Annotated in this window: 16 protein-coding genes and 1 pseudogene; 14 read left to right on the top strand and 3 right to left on the bottom strand. The window is 44.0% G+C overall.

Annotation, left to right across the window (positions count from 1 at the left end; genetic code table 11):
- Positions 1–11: 11 nt before the first annotated feature.
- Positions 12–395: an FxsA family protein gene (locus NSQ16_RS14755; RefSeq protein WP_015251477.1), complete on the top strand. Its 384-nt coding sequence runs from the start codon at positions 12–14 to the stop codon at positions 393–395.
- Between the two features lie 32 nt (positions 396–427).
- Here NSQ16_RS14755 and ytvI read toward each other — a convergent pair whose 3' ends face one another.
- Positions 428–1,543 (bottom strand): sporulation integral membrane protein YtvI, encoded by a 1,116-nt coding sequence (gene ytvI / locus NSQ16_RS14750; protein WP_004399115.1) that lies wholly within the window; start codon positions 1,541–1,543, stop codon positions 428–430.
- A 96-nt stretch (positions 1,544–1,639) separates the two neighbouring features.
- Between ytvI and NSQ16_RS14745 the strand changes: the two genes are divergently transcribed.
- The 10 genes and pseudogenes from NSQ16_RS14745 to coaE all read left to right on the top strand — a co-directional run bounded on the left by NSQ16_RS14745 (position 1,640) and on the right by coaE (position 13,789).
- Positions 1,640–2,104: a DUF441 domain-containing protein gene (locus NSQ16_RS14745; RefSeq protein WP_015251478.1), complete on the top strand. Its 465-nt coding sequence runs from the start codon at positions 1,640–1,642 to the stop codon at positions 2,102–2,104.
- Between the two features lie 335 nt (positions 2,105–2,439).
- Positions 2,440–3,558, top strand: coding sequence for a citrate synthase (citZ, locus tag NSQ16_RS14740; RefSeq protein ID WP_004398810.1), 1,119 nt, complete (start codon positions 2,440–2,442; stop codon positions 3,556–3,558).
- A 164-nt stretch (positions 3,559–3,722) separates the two neighbouring features.
- On the top strand, positions 3,723–4,994 hold the full coding sequence (gene icd, locus NSQ16_RS14735; protein ID WP_014477637.1) for an NADP-dependent isocitrate dehydrogenase: 1,272 nt from the start codon (positions 3,723–3,725) through the stop codon (positions 4,992–4,994).
- Positions 4,995–5,037: 43 nt separating this feature from the next.
- Entirely contained in the window at positions 5,038–5,976 is a 939-nt protein-coding gene (gene mdh / locus NSQ16_RS14730; RefSeq protein ID WP_339232242.1) for a malate dehydrogenase, read from the top strand.
- A gap of 211 nt (positions 5,977–6,187) precedes the next feature.
- Positions 6,188–6,910 carry a two-component system response regulator PhoP gene (phoP, locus tag NSQ16_RS14725; RefSeq protein WP_003229442.1) on the top strand — a complete coding sequence of 241 codons (723 nt, stop codon included), beginning with the start codon at positions 6,188–6,190 and terminating at the stop codon, positions 6,908–6,910.
- On the top strand, positions 6,903–8,642 hold the full coding sequence (phoR, locus tag NSQ16_RS14720; RefSeq protein ID WP_019712901.1) for a sensory box histidine kinase PhoR: 1,740 nt from the start codon (positions 6,903–6,905) through the stop codon (positions 8,640–8,642). The genes phoP and phoR overlap by 8 nt, the downstream gene beginning before the upstream one ends.
- 243 nt (positions 8,643–8,885) lie before the next feature.
- Positions 8,886–11,528 (top strand): DNA polymerase I, encoded by a 2,643-nt coding sequence (gene polA / locus NSQ16_RS14715; protein ID WP_339232239.1) that lies wholly within the window; start codon positions 8,886–8,888, stop codon positions 11,526–11,528.
- A gap of 22 nt (positions 11,529–11,550) precedes the next feature.
- Positions 11,551–12,381, top strand: a complete 831-nt coding sequence (gene mutM, locus NSQ16_RS14710; protein WP_134818964.1) for a DNA-formamidopyrimidine glycosylase — start codon at positions 11,551–11,553, stop codon at positions 12,379–12,381.
- A gap of 148 nt (positions 12,382–12,529) precedes the next feature.
- Positions 12,530–13,180: pseudogene (gene ytaF, locus NSQ16_RS14705) on the top strand (sporulation membrane protein YtaF); the annotation flags it as partial.
- Between the two features lie 15 nt (positions 13,181–13,195).
- Positions 13,196–13,789 (top strand): dephospho-CoA kinase, encoded by a 594-nt coding sequence (gene coaE, locus NSQ16_RS14700; RefSeq protein WP_230488326.1) that lies wholly within the window; start codon positions 13,196–13,198, stop codon positions 13,787–13,789.
- Between the two features lie 41 nt (positions 13,790–13,830).
- Here coaE and ytbE read toward each other — a convergent pair whose 3' ends face one another.
- Positions 13,831–14,673 carry an aldo/keto reductase YtbE gene (ytbE, locus tag NSQ16_RS14695; protein ID WP_003229455.1) on the bottom strand — a complete coding sequence of 281 codons (843 nt, stop codon included), beginning with the start codon at positions 14,671–14,673 and terminating at the stop codon, positions 13,831–13,833.
- A gap of 23 nt (positions 14,674–14,696) precedes the next feature.
- Positions 14,697–15,887 (bottom strand): MFS transporter, encoded by a 1,191-nt coding sequence (locus tag NSQ16_RS14690; RefSeq protein ID WP_003229456.1) that lies wholly within the window; start codon positions 15,885–15,887, stop codon positions 14,697–14,699.
- 183 nt (positions 15,888–16,070) lie between these two features.
- On the opposite strand from NSQ16_RS14690, the gene NSQ16_RS14685 reads away from it, so the two are divergent.
- The 3 genes from NSQ16_RS14685 (at position 16,071) to speD (ending at position 18,298) form a co-directional block, all read left to right on the top strand.
- A complete protein-coding gene (locus tag NSQ16_RS14685; protein ID WP_003229458.1) occupies positions 16,071–16,451 on the top strand; it encodes a winged helix-turn-helix transcriptional regulator in 381 nt (126 codons plus the stop codon).
- 205 nt (positions 16,452–16,656) lie between these two features.
- Positions 16,657–17,679 carry a glyceraldehyde-3-phosphate dehydrogenase gene (locus NSQ16_RS14680; protein ID WP_003229459.1) on the top strand — a complete coding sequence of 341 codons (1,023 nt, stop codon included), beginning with the start codon at positions 16,657–16,659 and terminating at the stop codon, positions 17,677–17,679.
- Positions 17,680–17,917: 238 nt separating this feature from the next.
- A complete protein-coding gene (speD, locus tag NSQ16_RS14675; RefSeq protein ID WP_003223584.1) occupies positions 17,918–18,298 on the top strand; it encodes an adenosylmethionine decarboxylase in 381 nt (126 codons plus the stop codon).
- Positions 18,299–18,450: the final 152 nt, after the last annotated feature.

Here is an 18,450-nt window from a genome sequence, read left to right as displayed (position 1 = left end):
GGGGCTTGGATATGAGATTTTTGTTTTTGCTTTTTATTGTGTTTCCGGCAATAGAAATCGGTATATTCCTATTTTTAGGCAAGCTGATTGGCATTTTACCGACAGTTCTATTCATGATTCTGACTGGCATTATCGGCGCAGCAGCTGCAAAAAAACAAGGAACCGAAGTGTATTATAAGGTTCAGCGTGATCTTCAATATGGCAAAATGCCGGGAGAAGCGATTGCTGACGGTCTGTGCATTTTCATTGGCGGTCTATTGCTGATGCTTCCGGGCTTTTTATCAGATTTGGCCGGCGCCTGTCTTCTTATCCCGTTTACCCGCGGCTGGTGTAAGCCGATTCTGTTCAAATGGCTGAGAGGTATGTCGAAGAATAAGCGGATCATCATCAAATAAAAAACGGCAGCCATGAAAAAACGGCTGCCGTTTTATTTTTGCTGAACGGTGATATAGGACCATATTTCTTTTAATGCGCCTGTTGTGATGAAAGCTTGGATGATGACGAGTACAGCCGGTCCCGCAATCAGTCCTAAAAACCCGAATAATTTAAAGCCGGCAAACAGGGCGATGAGTGTTGCCAGCGGATCGATCCCGATAGATTTACTTAGTATCTTGGGCTCTGTCAGCTGCCGCTGAATAAGAACGACGAGGTACAGGATACCAATTCCGATTGCTTGGGGCAGCTGGCCCGTAATCGATAAATACAAAATCCAGGGCACAAATACGGAGCCGGCACCTAAGTAAGGGAGAAGATCTACAAGCCCGATTAAAAAAGCAATTGTTGCGGCGTGTTCAACCTTTAAGAGAGAAAGGCCGATAAATACAATCACCATTGTGATGAAAACGAGGACGGCTTGTGCTTTGATAAAACCAGTCATTGCTTTTTTTAATTCGCTGCTGATTGCTTTGCTGTTAGCTGTCACACGATCCGGCAGAATTAAAACAAGCATGGCTTTCAGCTTATGCCAATCCTTTGTCATAAAAAAGGTTGCCAGAAGAGAAAAAATCAGAACCGCCGCCGTATTGGGAAGAAGAGCGAAAAATCTCGGGATCATCTCTAGAATGTGGGACAGCAGGAGCCCGGCATTTTTAGCGGCAGAATCACCGAGTGTCTGGATATGAGTGACGATGGAAGCCTGCTGGTTCGTTTCCAATTCTTGAAACAAAAGAGTTAACTCGTTATAGAGCGGCTGAATATGAGTTGTAAACAATTTTTCGCAATATGAAATAAACGTGCTGATATGAGGAGGCAGCGTTTTTGCTAGATAGGCTGTTCCCGTTACGATTTCGGCTACCAGAATGGTGAGGACGCCGAAGGCTGCGAGCAGAAAAAAAGCAAGAACGCCCAGAACATTTATCGTTCGGGGGAATCCTGTCACTTTGTCCAAATAATCGACAACAGGATGAATCACTGAAGAAAGAATAAGGGCGATCAGGAACGGATAAGTTAACGGAAACGAATAATAGGCCGCAGCTATCGACCCTGCGGTCATTGATATGACAAAGAGGGTTCTGAAAAAAATAGTGATATAAGATTGATTCACGAAAACGGTCCTCCTCTCGTCAGCATGTCCTATTTTTTATATGTATTCACGCTGCGGCTGAATATGAATACATTCATCTTAAAGGAGGGATGGCATGTGTTTACACAAGCGAATTTATTTTTAATTTTACTCTTGGCTATCGCACTTATCGCAAAAAACCAATCATTGCTCTTTGCTGTATCCGTCCTTTTGATCATCAAAATCGTTGGGCTTGATCAGAAATTATTTCCGACCATCCAGTCAAAAGGCATTAACTGGGGTGTGACCATTATTACCATCGCCGTTCTTGTCCCGATTGCCACGGGAGAAATCGGATTTAAGCAGCTTGGAGAAGCAATGCGGTCTTCCTACGCATGGATCGCCCTTGGAGCGGGGATCGCAGTGGCGCTGATTGCAAAAAACGGCCTGGCCCTGCTTGAAAATGATCCGCATATTACAACTGCTCTCGTGATCGGGACCATTCTTGCAGTCGCGCTTTTTGGAGGAGTTGCGGTGGGGCCGCTGATCGGAGCGGGGATTGCTTATTTAGCCATGCAGATCGTAAAACTGTTCACTTCATAACAAAAAGCGGCCTTAAAGCCGCTTTTTTTTGTATGCAAAAACCCGCAAATAAAGGCGTTTTTTCGGGGAAATCACAGAATGAAAAAAAAAAATTATAGGTAAACATTTAACAAATGTCTGATTATTGTTTATAATGAGAATAGGCTTAAACTTAAATAAGCTTATAAGAATTTGTTATGTTCTTTCATAAGCAAAGGGTTTTAGTTCCAGCAGCCAGTAAAATGTAAGCATTTTCTTTTTGGGGGAGAGAAATACTTGCATCGTGCTTTTTAAGTAAGCCTCATGTTTTTACAACACTCTTAAAGGGGAAATTTATTGAAAAGGAGATGTTATATATGACAGCGACACGCGGTCTTGAAGGGGTTGTAGCAACAACATCATCTGTTAGTTCTATTATTGATGATACCCTTACATATGTGGGGTATGATATCGATGATTTGACAGAGAATGCAAGTTTTGAAGAAATCATCTACTTGCTTTGGCATCTAAGGCTGCCAAACAAAAAAGAGCTTGAAGAGTTAAAGCAGCAGCTTGCAAAGGAAGCTGCCGTTCCGCAAGAAATTATTGAGCACTTCAAATCTTATTCCCTCGAAAATGTTCATCCCATGGCTGCTCTTCGGACAGCAATTTCATTACTAGGCCTGCTAGACAGCGAGGCTGATACCATGAACCCGGAAGCCAACTACAGAAAGGCGATCCGCCTTCAGGCAAAGGTGCCTGGCCTGGTTGCAGCGTTTTCCAGAATTCGCAAGGGTCTTGAGCCTGTTGAACCGAGAGAAGATTACGGTATTGCGGAGAATTTTCTTTACACATTAAACGGTGAAGAGCCTTCACCAATTGAAGTTGAAGCCTTCAACAAAGCATTGATTTTACATGCTGACCATGAGCTGAACGCGTCAACGTTCACAGCGAGGGTCTGCGTCGCAACACTTTCTGACATCTATTCAGGCATTACTGCAGCAATCGGCGCGCTGAAAGGGCCTCTTCACGGCGGAGCGAATGAAGGCGTTATGAAAATGCTGACAGAAATCGGTGAAGTGGAAAACGCTGAGCCGTACATCCGCGCTAAACTTGAAAAGAAAGAAAAAATCATGGGATTCGGCCACCGTGTGTATAAGCATGGTGATCCGCGCGCGAAGCATCTGAAAGAAATGAGCAAGCGCCTGACCAACCTGACAGGCGAAAGCAAATGGTATGAGATGTCGATTCGTATAGAAGACATCGTCACATCAGAGAAAAAGCTTCCGCCTAACGTTGATTTCTATTCGGCTTCTGTATATCACAGCCTCGGTATTGACCATGATTTGTTTACACCGATTTTTGCTGTAAGCAGAATGTCCGGCTGGCTCGCTCATATTCTTGAGCAGTATGACAACAACCGTCTGATCCGCCCGCGGGCAGATTACACAGGACCTGACAAACAAAAATTCGTTCCGATTGAAGAAAGAGCCTAAAGAACCATTGGAGGCTGGCTTGCGTCAATGAGGTTAGCCTCTTGTTCAGAACATCAAAATTGGGTTACACTTTAAATTGAATGTTAGGAAAAATCATTTTATTTTCTATATAAGAAAAATAAAATGTTTTCTAAATATGAATTACATACTGGGAGGTTTTTATTGTGGCACAAGGTGAAAAAATTACAGTCTCTAACGGAGTATTAAACGTACCAAACAACCCGATTATCCCATTTATCGAAGGAGACGGAACCGGTCCTGATATTTGGAACGCGGCTTCGAAGGTTTTGGAAGCAGCAGTAGAAAAAGCATACAAAGGCGAAAAGAAAATTACATGGAAAGAAGTTTACGCCGGAGAAAAGGCTTATAATAAAACAGGTGAGTGGCTCCCTGCTGAAACATTAGATGTGATCCGCGAATATTTCATCGCGATTAAAGGCCCGTTAACGACACCTGTCGGCGGCGGTATCCGTTCTTTGAACGTAGCGCTCAGACAAGAGCTTGACCTATTCGTCTGCTTAAGACCTGTAAGATACTTTACTGGAGTGCCGTCACCGGTAAAACGCCCTGAAGATACTGATATGGTCATCTTCCGTGAAAATACAGAAGATATTTACGCAGGCATCGAGTATGCAAAAGGCTCTGAAGAAGTGCAAAAGCTTATCAGCTTCCTTCAAAATGAGTTAAACGTCAACAAAATCCGTTTCCCTGAGACATCAGGTATCGGCATTAAGCCTGTTTCAGAAGAAGGAACAAGCCGCTTGGTCAGAGCTGCCATTGATTATGCGATCGAGCATGGCCGCAAATCTGTAACGCTTGTTCACAAAGGAAACATCATGAAGTTCACAGAAGGCGCCTTCAAAAACTGGGGCTATGAACTTGCTGAAAAAGAATACGGAGATAAAGTCTTCACATGGGCTCAATATGACCGCATTGCTGAAGAAGAAGGAAAAGACGCTGCCAACAAAGCGCAAAGCGAAGCGGAAGCAGCAGGAAAAATCATTATCAAAGACAGCATTGCTGACATTTTCCTTCAGCAGATCTTAACGCGTCCAAACGAGTTTGATGTCGTTGCGACAATGAACTTGAACGGAGATTACATTTCTGATGCTCTTGCTGCGCAAGTCGGCGGAATCGGCATTGCTCCTGGAGCGAACATCAACTACGAAACAGGACATGCGATTTTCGAGGCGACGCACGGAACGGCTCCTAAATATGCAGGCCTTGATAAAGTAAACCCATCTTCAGTTATTCTTTCAGGCGTTCTGCTTCTTGAGCATTTAGGATGGAACGAAGCGGCTGATTTGGTTATCAAATCTATGGAAAAAACAATCGCTTCCAAAGTCGTAACTTACGATTTTGCCAGATTAATGGACGGGGCGACTGAAGTGAAATGTTCAGAGTTTGGAGAAGAACTGATCAAAAACATGGACTAAGCAAGGAAAAAGCCTAAAACTAGCCATAAAGGAGAAGAGAGACATGGGAAATACTCGTAAAAAAGTTTCTGTTATCGGAGCAGGTTTTACCGGAGCTACAACTGCATTTTTAATCGCTCAAAAAGAGCTGGCAGACGTTGTTCTTGTTGACATTCCGCAATTGGAGAACCCGACAAAGGGAAAAGCGCTTGATATGCTTGAAGCAAGCCCAGTTCAAGGCTTTGACGCAAAAATTACGGGAACATCTAATTACGAGGATACAGCTGGCTCTGACATTGTTGTCATTACAGCCGGTATCGCAAGAAAACCTGGTATGAGCAGAGATGATCTGGTCTCTACAAACGAAAAGATTATGAGAAGCGTTACGCGAGAAATCGTGAAATATTCTCCTGAATCTATTATTGTGGTGCTGACAAATCCTGTTGATGCAATGACATACGCGGTGTACAAAGAATCAGGCTTCCCTAAAGAGCGTGTAATCGGCCAGTCCGGTGTGCTTGATACGGCAAGATTCAGAACATTTGTGGCAGAGGAATTAAACCTGTCAGTGAAAGATGTGACTGGTTTCGTACTCGGCGGACACGGTGACGATATGGTTCCGCTTGTGCGTTATTCTTATGCTGGCGGTATCCCGCTTGAAACTCTTATTCCGAAAGAACGGATTGACGCAATTGTGGAGCGCACTAGAAAAGGCGGAGGCGAAATCGTGAATCTTCTTGGAAACGGAAGCGCGTATTATGCGCCTGCGGCTTCTCTGACAGAAATGGTCGAAGCGATCTTGAAAGATCAGCGCCGCGTCCTTCCTACAATTGCTTATCTTGAAGGGGAATACGGCTATGAAGGCATCTACCTTGGTGTTCCTACAATTGTAGGCGGCAACGGTCTTGAGCAAATCATTGAACTTGAACTGACAGACTATGAAAGAGCGCAGCTGAATAAATCAGTTGAATCTGTCAAAAATGTCATGAAAGTATTATCTTAATAAAAAGAGAGAAAGGCTTGCTTAATACAGCCTTTCTCTTTTTACTATAAATGAAAGCGTTATCATAAGCGTCTTTATTTCTTTTAAAAATGATGTAAAAGGCGAATTGTCGGAATGTCCTGCTTTCGCTAAAATAAAATCATGAAACATGTTAAGATGACATAAAATAGAGAAATAGGATGTCGGGGAATTATAATACTGGAGGCACAGCATGAACAAGAAAATTTTAGTTGTGGATGATGAAGAATCTATTGTTACTCTTTTACAGTACAATTTGGAACGGTCAGGCTATGATGTCATTACCGCCTCGGATGGGGAAGAAGCACTCAAAAAAGCGGAAACAGAGAAGCCTGATTTGATTGTGCTTGATGTGATGCTTCCAAAATTGGACGGAATCGAAGTATGCAAGCAGCTGAGACAGCAAAAACTGATGTTTCCCATTTTAATGCTGACAGCGAAGGATGAGGAATTCGACAAAGTATTAGGGCTGGAGCTCGGTGCTGATGATTATATGACCAAGCCGTTCAGTCCAAGGGAAGTAAATGCGAGAGTCAAAGCGATTTTAAGGCGTTCGGAAATAGCTGCGCCCTCTAGTGAGATGAAGAACGATGAAATGGAAGGCCAGATCGTAATCGGCGATCTGAAAATCCTGCCTGATCATTATGAAGCGTACTTTAAAGAAAGTCAGCTTGAATTGACACCGAAAGAATTCGAACTGTTGCTCTATTTAGGCAGACATAAAGGCAGAGTTCTGACAAGAGACCTGCTGCTGAGCGCAGTCTGGAATTATGATTTTGCCGGAGATACGAGAATTGTTGATGTGCACATCAGCCATCTTCGCGACAAAATTGAAAACAATACCAAAAAACCGATCTACATTAAAACGATTAGGGGATTGGGGTATAAACTGGAGGAGCCAAAAATGAATGAATAAATACCGTGTGCGCCTTTTTTCTGTATTCGTTGTCTGTATGATTCTGGTGTTTTGTGTTCTCGGGCTGTTTTTACAGCAGCTTTTTGAAACATCTGATCAAAGGAAAGCAGAGGAACACATTGAAAAAGAAGCAAAATACTTGGCTTCGCTTCTTGATGCCGGCAATCTGAATAATCAAGCAAATGAGAAAATCATTAAAGATGCAGGCGGCGCGCTTGATGTGAGCGCATCCGTTATCGATACAGACGGTAAGGTGCTGTATGGGTCAAACGGGAGATCGGCTGATTCCCAAAAGGTGCAGGCGCTTGTTTCTGGCCATGAGGGTATTCTGTCAACAACAGATAACAAGCTTTATTACGGACTTTCACTTAGAAGCGAAGGTGAAAAAACAGGATATGTGCTGCTTTCCGCCTCTGAAAAAAGCGACGGCTTAAAAGGCGAATTGTGGGGGATGCTGACGGCCAGTCTTTGTACCGCATTTATCGTCATTGTTTATTTTTATTCCAGCATGACCTCACGTTATAAAAGGTCAATTGAGTCAGCGACAAATGTAGCCACAGAACTCTCTAAGGGCAACTACGATGCACGGACGTACGGCGGCTATATTAGGCGTTCTGATAAGCTAGGACATGCGATGAACAGCCTTGCCATTGATCTGATGGAAATGACGCGAACGCAGGAAATGCAGCGGGATCGGCTGCTGACAGTCATTGAAAACATTGGCTCCGGGCTGATTATGATCGACGGAAGAGGCTTTATTAATCTCGTAAACAGGTCTTACGCCAAGCAGTTTCATATCAATCCGAATCATATGCTGCGCCGTCTTTATCACGATGCATTTGAACATGAAGAAGTGATCCAGCTTGTCGAAGACATTTTTATGACGGAGACAAAGAAATGCAAGCTGTTAAGACTGCCGATCAAAATAGAACGGCGTTATTTTGAAGTGGACGGTGTTCCGATTATGGGGCCGGACGATGAATGGAAAGGAATTGTGCTTGTTTTCCATGACATGACGGAAACAAAGAAATTAGAGCAGATGAGGAAGGATTTTGTGGCCAATGTTTCTCATGAGCTGAAAACACCGATTACATCCATAAAAGGGTTTACGGAGACGTTATTGGATGGGGCGATGGAGGACAAAGAGGCGCTTTCTGAATTTCTCTCTATTATTCTTAAGGAAAGCGAAAGGCTTCAGTCTTTGGTTCAGGATTTGCTCGATCTCTCAAAAATCGAGCAGCAAAATTTCACGCTCAGTATCGAAACGTTTGAGCCGGCCAAAATGCTTGGTGAGATTGAAACGCTTCTGAAGCATAAGGCGGATGAGAAAGGCATCTCCTTGCAACTGAATGTCCCGAAAGACCCTCAATATGTATCTGGTGACCCGTACAGGCTGAAACAGGTATTTCTTAATCTCGTAAACAATGCATTAACCTACACGCCTGAGGGGGGCTCCGTGGCTATCAATGTAAAGCCCAGAGAAAAAGACATTCAGATTGAGGTTGCCGATTCTGGAATCGGAATTCAGAAAGAAGAAATTCCGCGCATCTTTGAACGCTTTTACCGCGTAGATAAAGACAGAAGCAGAAATTCGGGCGGAACCGGGCTGGGCCTAGCGATTGTCAAGCATTTAATAGAGGCTCATGAAGGGAAAATTGATGTCACAAGCGAGCCTGGACGGGGAACTGTCTTTACCGTGACGCTGAAACGGGCCGCTGAAAAGTCCGCCTAATGTTTACAAAGGTTTAACAATATCTTCATGCACTGTTAAACCTATGCTGGTAGGATGTAGTAGAACCCCTTCATCCAAGGAGCCAATTTTGACGGCGGGAACCTATTTGTGTTCCCGTCCTTTTTTGTGTCTTCTCTTATAGTTCACGTATTTTCCTTTCAAATTGAACTTTGTTAAAATAAGAGGAGCTAATGACTATGTAAGAGATGAATGGAAGCCTGAGGCTTCTTAGGAGGAAATTGAATGACGGAACGAAAAAAATTAGTGCTTGTAGACGGAAACAGTCTGGCTTACCGGGCGTTTTTTGCATTGCCGCTGTTAAGCAATGATAAAGGTGTTCATACAAATGCTGTATACGGCTTTGCGATGATTTTGATGAAAATGCTTGAGGATGAAAAACCGACGCACATGCTGGTTGCGTTTGATGCCGGGAAAACAACATTTCGTCACGGCACATTTAAAGAATATAAAGGCGGCAGACAGAAAACCCCGCCTGAGCTTTCCGAACAAATGCCGTTTATCCGCGAGCTGCTGGATGCCTACCAGATCAGCCGCTATGAACTGGAACAATATGAAGCGGATGATATTATCGGCACACTGGCCAAATCGGCTGAAAAAGACGGATTTGAAGTAAAGGTTTTCTCAGGGGATAAGGATTTAACCCAGCTGGCAACGGACAAAACGACAGTTGCCATTACGAGAAAGGGAATTACCGATGTTGAATTTTACACACCGGAGCATGTCAAAGAGAAATACGGGCTTACGCCTGAACAAATCATTGACATGAAGGGTCTGATGGGCGATTCCTCAGATAATATCCCGGGTGTGCCCGGCGTCGGAGAAAAGACTGCGATTAAGCTTTTAAAACAATTTGATTCCGTTGAAAAGCTGCTGGAGTCCATTGACGAGGTGAGCGGAAAGAAATTGAAGGAAAAGCTTGAGGAGTTTAAGGATCAGGCATTGATGAGCAAGGAGCTTGCGACAATTATGACGGATGCTCCGATTGAGGTATCTGTTTCCGGCCTGGAATATCAAGGCTTTAATCGTGAACAGGTCATTGCCATCTTTAAAGATCTTGGCTTCAACACGCTTCTTGAACGGCTTGGAGAAGACAGTGCAGAAGCAGAACAGGATCAATCGTTGGAAGACATTAATGTCAAAACAGTCACAGACGTGACAAGCGATATATTGGTTTCTCCATCCGCATTTGTCGTTGAACAGATTGGCGATAATTATCATGAAGAGCCGATCCTCGGATTTTCGATCGTAAATGAAACGGGAGCTTATTTCATTCCGAAAGACATTGCCGTTGAGTCTGAGGTGTTTAAAGAATGGGTGGAAAATGACGAGCAGAAGAAATGGGTCTTCGACAGCAAGCGGGCTGTTGTCGCTTTGCGCTGGCAGGGCATTGAGCTGAAAGGAGCCGAGTTTGATACGCTCCTTGCGGCTTATATCATCAACCCGGGCAATTCATATGACGACGTTGCGAGTGTGGCTAAGGATTACGGCCTGCATATCGTTTCAAGTGATGAATCAGTTTATGGAAAAGGAGCAAAACGGGCAGTGCCGTCAGAAGACGTACTGTCTGAGCACCTTGGCCGAAAAGCGTTAGCAATTCAAAGCCTTCGGGAAAAGCTCGTTCAGGAGCTGGAAAACAACGACCAGCTTGAACTGTTTGAAGAGCTGGAAATGCCTCTTGCGCTTATTCTTGGCGAAATGGAATCAACTGGCGTCAAGGTCGATGTTGACCGTTTAAAACGGATGGGTGAAGAACTGGGTGCGAAGCTGAAGGAATATGAAGAAAAAATCCATGAGATTGCGGGAGAGCCGTTTAACATCAATTCTCCGAAACAGCTAGGCGTCATCTTATTTGAAAAGATCGGCCTTCCTGTCGTAAAGAAAACGAAAACAGGCTATTCTACGTCTGCCGATGTGCTTGAAAAGCTGGCTGACAAGCATGATATTGTCGACTATATTTTACAGTACAGACAAATTGGCAAGCTTCAATCAACATATATCGAAGGGCTTTTAAAGGTGACGAGACCGGATTCGCATAAAGTGCACACGCGATTTAACCAGGCCTTAACGCAAACTGGCCGTCTCAGCTCGACTGATCCGAACCTGCAAAACATTCCGATCAGGCTTGAGGAAGGGCGGAAAATTCGCCAAGCTTTTGTGCCGTCTGAAAAAGACTGGCTCATTTTTGCAGCCGATTATTCACAAATCGAGCTGCGGGTGCTTGCCCATATTTCAAAGGATGAAAATCTGATCGAAGCTTTTACAAATGATATGGATATTCACACGAAAACGGCAATGGATGTGTTCCATGTCGCTAAGGATGAAGTGACATCTGCGATGAGACGCCAGGCGAAAGCGGTCAACTTTGGCATTGTTTACGGAATCAGCGATTACGGTCTGTCACAGAACCTCGGCATTACCCGGAAGGAAGCGGGAGCATTTATCGACCGCTATCTGGAAAGCTTCCAAGGCGTAAAAGCGTACATGGAAGATTCAGTACAGGAAGCGAAGCAAAAAGGATACGTAACAACGCTTATGCATCGCCGCCGCTACATCCCTGAGCTGACGAGCCGGAACTTTAATATCCGAAGTTTTGCAGAGCGGACGGCCATGAATACGCCGATTCAAGGAAGCGCCGCTGATATTATCAAAAAAGCCATGATTGACATGGCTGCCAAGCTGAAAGAAAAAAAGTTGAAAGCAAGGCTTCTGCTTCAAGTACACGATGAATTGATTTTTGAGGCGCCAAAGGAAGAAATTGAAATTCTTGAAAAGCTTGTTCCTGAAGTGATGGAGCATGCGCTTGCATTAGATGTGCCGTTAAAGGTGGACTTTGCATCAGGCCCATCTTGGTACGATGCGAAATAAACAGAGATAGGAAGTGATGGATGTGCCGGAATTACCAGAAGTTGAGACGGTCCGGCGCACTCTGACCGGGCTTGTAAAGGGAAAAACAATCAAATCGGTAGAGATCAGATGGCCGAATATCATCAAACGGCCTGCCGAACCGGAGGAATTTGCGCGAAAACTAGCAGGAGAAACGATACAGTCCATCGGAAGACGGGGAAAGTTTTTACTGTTTCATTTAGATCATTATGTTATGGTTTCTCACCTTCGAATGGAAGGAAAATACGGTCTTCATCAAGCCGAGGAGCCTGACGATAAACACGTGCATGTCATATTCACGATGACGGATGGAACCCAGCTCCGGTACAGGGATGTGCGGAAATTTGGAACCATGCACTTATTTAAACCGGGAGAAGAAGCGGGCGAGCTCCCGCTTTCTCAGTTAGGTCCGGAGCCGGATGCAGAAGAATTTACGAGTGCGTATTTAAAAGACCGGCTTGCGAAAACAAACCGCGCTGTCAAAACAGCCCTACTGGATCAAAAAACGGTAGTTGGACTAGGGAACATTTATGTGGATGAGGCTCTTTTCAGAGCGGGTGTTCATCCCGAGATAAAAGCAAATCAATTATCAGATAAAACAATCAAAATCCTTCACGCTGAAATCAAAAACACTCTGCAGGAGGCGATTGATGCGGGCGGAAGCACAGTCCGTTCATATATCAACTCCCAAGGGGAAATCGGAATGTTCCAGCTGCAGCATTTTGTCTACGGAAAAAAAGACGAGCCATGCAAAAATTGCGGAACGATGATTTCGAAAATTGTCGTTGGAGGAAGAGGCACGCATTTTTGCGCAAAGTGCCAGAAAAAAAAGTAGCATAATGCTTCATCGTCCAAGCTGTCGGTGCATATATCAGTAACTCTGTAATGGAGGATGCCATTTTCGAAACACGGATTTTTCACTTTCCCATATATATGATTGTGATGAATCCCGGGCATTTCACATCTGATACAAGAGCACCAACAGAAAGGAAGAAACGGATATGCAAATGGTTTCTATACTGCTGCTGGCGTTGGCTGTCAGCTTGGACAGTTTTTCAGTCGGATTTACGTACGGATTGAGAAAAATGAAAATACCGTTTAAAGCGATTTTGGTTATCGCCTGCTGTTCCGGTGCTGTCATGTTTATATCCATGCTGATCGGAAGCTTTCTCACGAAGTTTTTTCCTGTATATGTGACGGAGAAGCTTGGCGGTTTGATATTGGTTGGAATCGGTGCGTGGGTTCTGTACCAATTCTTCAAACCGGCAAAAGATAAAGAATACCTCTTGCATGAAAAAACACTGCTTAATTTAGAGGTTCGGTCATTAGGGATTGTGATTCATATTTTGAGAAAACCCATGAGTGCGGATATCGACAAATCGGGTGTGATCAATGGAATTGAGGCGGTCTTATTGGGATTTGCCTTATCGATTGATGCCTTTGGAGCAGGTATAGGCGCAGCCATTCTCGGTTTTTCACCGATTGTGATGAGCATCGCCGTGGCAATCATGAGCTCGCTGTTTGTATCAATTGGAATCAATGCCGGCCATTTTCTGTCTAAGTGGAAATGGATCGATAAAATGGCGTTTTTGCCGGGGCTTCTATTAATCACGATTGGGCTCTGGAAATTGTAAAAAGGAGTGGATCTCTTGACCTTAGTCATTGGTTTAACGGGAGGAATAGCTAGCGGCAAAAGCACGGTAGCCAATATGCTGATTGAAAAAGGAATAACAGTTATAGATGCAGATATCATTGCAAAACAAGCGGTAGAAAAAGGGATGCCGGCCTACCGGCAAATCATTGACGAATTCGGTGAAGACATACTGCTCTCAAATGGCGATATAGATCGAAAAAAGCTTGGAGCGCTGGTATTTACAAATAAACAAAAGCGTCTCGCTTTAAATGCAATTGTTCATCCCGCAGTCAGGCAGGAAATGCTCAATCGCCGTGATGAAGCCGTTGCAAATCGGGAGGCATTTGTTGTATTGGATATCCCGCTATTGTTCGAAAGCAAATTGGAATCATTGGTTGATAAAATTATCGTGGTCAGTGTGACAAAAGAGCTTCAACTGGAACGTCTGATGAAGCGCAATCAGCTGACGGAAGAAGAAGCAGTCAGCCGTATCCGCTCTCAAATGCCCTTAGAGGAAAAAACAGCAAGAGCAGATCAAGTCATCGATAACAGCGGCACGCTTGAAGAGACCAAAAGGCAGCTTGATGAAATCATGAACAGCTGGGCATAATACAAAAAACACCGTTCATATTGAACGGTGTTTTTTTGCCATTAAAAATCAAAGTTGTCCGGATCAGGACCGACGCGCAAGTTTTCATTCAGTGCATCGATTCGGTTCATGTCATCCTGCGTTAATTCAAAGTCAAATACGCTTGCATTTTCTTTAATGCGGTGTTCCTTCGTTGATTTAGGAATCGTAATGATGCCATGCTGCAGATCCCAGCGCAAAATAATTTGTGCGACAGATTTATTATATGTTTGAGCGATGTCAGCCAATACAGGGTGATCCAGCAGCTGTCCCTGCATTAAAGGTGACCAAGCCTCCATCTGGATGCCCTGATTTTGGCAGTATCTTATCAACTCTTTTTGTGTGAGGCGCGGGTGAAATTCCACTTGGTTAATCATAGGCTTAATTTCAGCTGCCGTCATCAGATCTTCAAGATGGTGAATTTGGAAGTTGCTTACGCCAATCGCTTTGATACGGCCTTCTTTATACAGCGTTTCAAGCGCTCTCCAAGCTTCTTTATACTTTCCTTCTACAGGCCAGTGGATGAGGTATAGATCCAAATAATCCAGACCGAGTTTGGACAGACTTGTTTCAAACGCGGCGAGTGTTTCTTCGTAGCCTAAATCCGCATTCCATACTTTCGATGTGATAAACAGATCCTCTCTTGAAATGCCTGCTTCTTCAATGCCTTCCCGAATCCCTTCTCCGACTCCAGCTTCATTTCCATAGATTGCTGCAGTATCAATACTGCGGTACCCGTGAACAATGGCAGTTTTAACTGCGTTTACCAGTTCAGATCCTTCTTCCACTTGGAACACGCCGAGGCCGAACCAAGGCATTTCTACCCCATTATGAAGTGTTGCTTTTGCTTGTAAATGTGTTGTCATGTTTATTTCCTCCTTTAAAATTGTCAGGCTTCCTGCCGATCTCGTTTTTCCATCAAGCGGCTCCAGCCTGTTAAAATGACTGCACCGACCACCATTAATCCGCCTATCCAAGCGGTATGAATCAATCCGATTGAATCGGTGATCACACCGCCAAGGTATGACCCAAGCGCGATCCCTGCATTAAAGGCAGCGATATTCATCGCGGATGCGACGTCAACTGCACTCGGGACAAAACGCTCAGCCAGCATGACGACATACACCTGAAGGCCGGGCACGTTCATAAAGGCCAGCAATCCCATACAGAGAATGGTAATGAGCCCTGCTGCTTGATACGGGGCTGTAAATGTCAGTACGAATAGAACGATTGCCTGTACGATAAACATATAGAATAAAGCGGCAATCGGATTTCGGTTTGACAGCTTTCCGCCAATCATATTGCCGATAGCAATAGCTATTCCGTATCCGAGCAGAATCACTGCAACAGTCCCGGCTTTGAAGCCTGTTACTTCCTGAAGCAGGGGAGACAGATACGTGAACACAACGAATGTTCCTCCGTATCCAAGCGCTGTAATGACAAATAAAAGCAATAACCGGCTGTTTGTCACAAGCTTCAATTGATCCCGCATCGTTGTTTTCGTCCCTTTTCGTAATTTGGACGGTACAAGAATGCCATTTGTAATGAAAGCAATGATTCCGACGGCGATAATGACCATAAAGGCGAAACGCCAGCCGAACTGCTGGCCGATAAATGTCCCAAAAGGAACTCCGGTTACAGTTGCCACAGTGAGGCCAGTAAACATAATTGAAATCGCGCTAGCCCTTTTATCCTCCGGGACAATATCCGCTGCGATTGTCGAACCGATCGACATAAACACACCGTGCGAAAATGCCGATATCACACGTGCTGCTAGTAAAATCCCGATGCTTGAAGCGGTTGCTGCCATCGTATTACCGGCAATAAAAATAAACATGATCCAAAGCAATAGTGTCTTACGTGACATGCTTGAGGTCAATGAAGTTAATATAGGTGCCCCAAATGTAACGCCGAGCGCATAAAGGGAAACGGTCAATCCTGCTGTCGTGACGGGAATATCCAGGTCATCAGCAATGAGCGGCAAAAGGCCGACACTGATAAATTCAGTTGTCCCTATTGCGAATGCACTTACGGCCAAAGCCAGTAGTGCAGGAATATTGCTTTTATTGGCTGAAGTCATGATGTTCCTCCTTTGTAAGATGTGTTGTATGATTGAAATTCTGCCGAGTAAGCTATATAAATAAAAAAGAGCAGATTCAAATCAGCCGGCAAATGTGATTATGAAACATATCGTTAAGAAATAAAAGTACGTACTTTGAAGTGCTATAGTCACTTTTTGGTGCCTGTGAGGAGAATGGATTGTATGGAGAAGAAAAAATATAACATTTCTGTTGAAGCGACTCTTGAAGTGATCGGTGGGAAATGGAAATGCGTCATTTTATGCCATCTGACGCACGGAAAAAAACGCACAAGTGAATTAAAACGCCTAATGCCCAATATCACGCAAAAAATGCTGACTCAGCAGCTGCGCGAGCTGGAAGCGGACGGTGTCATTAACCGAATCGTATATAATCAAGTTCCTCCCAAAGTGGAATACGAGCTCAGCGAATACGGCCGCAGCTTAGAAGGGATTTTAGATATGCTGTGTGCTTGGGGAGCGAATCATATTAACAGAGTGTACGGGGATACATTTTCTGTGCTAGAAGAAAGTGTGCTCAATGATAAGTTAAAACAGGAATCATAAAGCATGAGGGCAGTCAGTGCGGAGCGCTGGCTGCTTTTTGGTTCTTACGCCTGATATTCTGTGCAAGAAAACATAAGATGCATCATAAATTAGCGTTATAATCGTTGATTTTTATCAATATGTACTGGCGAATTTGTTTTAATGTGTTATACTAATTTTAGATAGTAACAAATTAGGATGGCATAATTGATAAGGGGTGTCCAACATGAAGGTAAAAGTAGCGATCAACGGGTTTGGAAGAATCGGAAGAATGGTTTTTAGAAAAGCGATGTTAGACGATCAAATTCAAGTAGTGGCCATTAACGCCAGCTATTCCGCAGAAACGCTGGCTCATTTAATAAAGTATGACACAATTCACGGCAGATACGACAAAGAGGTTGTGGCTGGTGAAGATAGCCTGATCGTAAATGGAAAGAAAGTGCTTTTGTTAAACAGCCGTGATCCAAAACAGCTGCCTTGGCGGGAATATGATATTGACATAGTCGTCGAAGCAACAGGGAAGTTTAATGCTAAAGATAAAGCGATGGGCCATATAGAAGCAGGTGCAAAAAAAGTGATTTTGACCGCTCCGGGAAAAAATGAAGACGTTACCATTGTGATGGGCGTAAATGAGGACCAATTCGACGCTGAGCGCCATGTCATTATTTCAAATGCGTCATGCACGACAAATTGCCTTGCGCCTGTTGTAAAAGTGCTGGATGAAGAGTTTGGCATTGAGAGCGGTCTGATGACTACAGTTCATGCGTATACGAATGACCAAAAAAATATTGATAACCCGCACAAAGATTTGCGCCGGGCGCGGGCTTGCGGTGAATCCATCATTCCAACAACAACAGGAGCGGCAAAGGCGCTTTCGCTTGTGCTGCCGCATCTGAAAGGAAAACTTCACGGCCTCGCCTTGCGTGTCCCTGTTCCGAACGTCTCATTGGTTGATCTCGTTGTTGATCTGAAAACGGATGTTACGGCTGAAGAAGTAAACGAGGCATTTAAACGCGCTGCCAAAACGTCGATGTACGGTGTACTTGATTACTCAGATGAACCGCTCGTTTCGACTGATTATAATACGAATCCGCATTCAGCGGTCATTGACGGGCTTACAACAATGGTAATGGAAGACAGGAAAGTAAAGGTGCTGGCGTGGTATGACAACGAATGGGGCTACTCCTGCAGAGTTGTTGATCTAATCCGCCATGTAGCGGCACGAATGAAACATCCGTCTGCTGTATAAAATAAGGTCATGGACACATTTTAAAGAAAAAACCCTTAACAGCATATTTCTGAAAAAACGCACCTTGCAAATTAGACTTAAACACAGTATACTATTTTTCGTGAACTTCTTGCTTGAGACTGTTTCGGAATTACTTAAAGGGTTAGGACCTCTCCGGACTAACTTTCCCCCGTGGTAAATGGCCGACCCAGTTGTTGGAATTTCACTTTTTAATTCTTGTTAAGGGGGGTCCATGACTATGGAAACAATGGGGCGTCACGTTATCTCCGAGCTATGGGGATGCGATTTTGATAAGCTGAATGACATGGATTTTATTGAAAAAACGTTTGTAAATGCTGCTCTAAAATCAGGTGCTGAGGTGCGCGAGGTTGCATTTCACAAATTTGCACCGCAAGGCGTAAGCGGAGTTGTGATTATTTCTGAATCACACTTAACGATTCACAGTTTTCCTGAGCACGGATATGCGAGCATTGATGTTTATACTTGTGGAGACTTAGATCCTAATGTCGCTGCTGATTACATTGCAGAGGCATTACATGCTGATACAAGAGAAAACATTGAAATACCAAGAGGAATGGGGCCTGTGCAAATTAAACAGGCGCAAGCGAAAGTACTATAAAGTAAATTGCGAACACAAAGGGAGCTGAAGCTAGAAAGCCATTATGCGCTTTTTAGCTTATGCTCCTTTTATTTTTATAAAGAAACGAGAGTGTCAGCTTTTTCTTTTTTCATTTTTTTTGTAAAATAAGAAGGAGATTTTCACAAACCACC

The sequence above is a fragment of the Bacillus sp. PS108 genome, assembly GCF_037963335.1.
GTDB classification, from domain to species: Bacteria; Bacillota; Bacilli; order Bacillales; family Bacillaceae; genus Bacillus; species Bacillus subtilis.
Note: the sequence above shows the minus strand (reverse complement) of the source record. Positions and strands in the feature narration are given on the sequence as shown.